We start from the raw sequence: 1,949 nt of genomic DNA, 5'->3' as shown, positions 1-1,949 counted from the left end.
ACTTGGGTCATTTGGATAGACTACTGTTGGTGCTCCAGGGAAGTGCCCATCACTTGAGCTTGGTACCAATGATCCGACTTTCGTGTATGTCACGGTCGCATTAACATCTGCTGAATCGGCATTCAGGTCAGTTACGGCAGCTGTCTGCGCTTTATCAGCTACAGATCCCGGCACCACTGGGCTAACAACGGCATCAAAGGTTGTATCACCATTTGTCGCTGTCCAGGCTGTTGTTCCAGCACCACTTGTAATAACTTCACCAGTAACGTTATCGACAACGACCGTTCGTGTGAAGTTGACAGAATCAGTGTGCTGCTTGGCCACTACGTGTCCATTCTGATCAACATAGCTGACGGTCTCATTGACCGTCTTATCATAGTTGGTGCTAGTTGGCCACTTTGGTCCATCTGGTTCGTCTGGATTGATTGGCGCTCCTGGTGTCTGTGGATCCGTTGGATTCACTGGCGTCAGCTGATGCTTCAAGTGAACCGTGAAGTTCTGATCAGTTGTGTCATCATTGTCGAATGTCAAATCTGCTGGATAGCCATCGGTGACCAACTCATACCCTTGTTTCTTATAATCGGCAATGTTGCCACTGGTACTATAACTGGATTTCGAGCCCGTTGTTCCTGAAATTGAATCCGTCTTTAAAGTTGTTCCGGTCGTATCATCAACATAGCTGACACTACCTTTTTGCTTATCTGCTGTATAGGTGATCATCGTATCTGTACCATTATCAGAAGGTGTTGGTGGAATATAGCCCTTAGTACGATCATCGGGATCAACTGGCACCAAAGGAGTCCCCATATGATCTTCAGGTGTATAGCCAGGAATAAAAGCAATAACCGGATAACCAGGCACAGATGAATCAGCAATCTTAGTAGGGTCACTAGGATCATTGGGATAAATAATTGATTTTGTCGAGCCATCAGGATTGGAGACGACCCAGTTGCCGAGCTTGCTGTAAACATACTCAACATCAGAGGTTTGTGGAATATATGGATTTTTAATTGCGTTTGTCGTATAACCTATTTGATACATTATCGCAGGATCTGAGGGCTTTATATTTGTCCATGTTTTGAGAACTTTTCCATATTGAGCAATTGAAGCAGACATTGTTCCATCTGAACCAGTCTGAGTGTAAGTAATAACTGTTCCATCATGAAAGTTTTTAACATAACTAGCACCAATCTCTCCGTATGGTGACATAACGCCATTTGAATTAGAAGGTGCAGTAGCATAGTAACCACTTATAACATTTACGTCGCTGGTCGTATAATTTTGGCCAACTAACCCTTTTTGTGTATAAGCAACAACCAGATTACCATTACTGTCGGTGATTTGCTTGCCATCTTTATCAACGTAATAGGTTGTTTGTGTGATCAATTTGGGTACAAAATAAGATAGTCTATTGTAGTAGCCACTATCATATTTATTAGCAATATATTTAACAGCAAAAGGATTTATTGAACTTTCAACCATCTCAGAATAAGCATCATTATAGTAGGTAGTGCTATCAAATACAGCAGATGGTACCTTAGTATTTTGATTTAAAGTGTATTGTTTTAAAACTGCATTTGATGGCGATAATTCCGTTACATAAACAATTCCATCGCCCGTTCGATTAGTTGAAAGAACAATCTGGTTTCCACCATATTCTGCTTGCAACCATTCATAACTGTAATGAGAGTTATCTGGATCAATCCACATTCCAGATGGATAATCTGGATCACTAACTGAGAAACCCGTAGAAGTTGCATCATCGATTGGGGTTGAATTATACGCAGCTGTTGCATTATCGGCCATTAGCTGAACAAAACTATTCGTATCACTGGCACTGCTTACTGCAGTAGCTGCTGATTGAGCAGCACTCTTCGTATCACTGGCACTGCTTACTGCAGTAGCTGCTGATTGAGCAGCACTCTTCGTATCACTGGCACTGCTTACTG

1 protein-coding gene is annotated in these 1,949 nt (G+C 42.1%); it reads right to left on the bottom strand.

Annotated elements, in window-relative coordinates; all coding sequences use genetic code 11:
• Positions 1 to 1,949 (bottom strand): mucin-binding protein (locus LDK34_RS12470; RefSeq protein ID WP_431190218.1); only part of this gene is annotated, 1,949 nt, incomplete at both ends.

Origin of the sequence: Furfurilactobacillus milii, from assembly GCF_021654115.1 — a bacterium.
GTDB classification, from domain to species: domain Bacteria; phylum Bacillota; class Bacilli; order Lactobacillales; family Lactobacillaceae; genus Furfurilactobacillus; species Furfurilactobacillus milii.
Note: the sequence above shows the minus strand (reverse complement) of the source record. Positions and strands in the feature narration are given on the sequence as shown.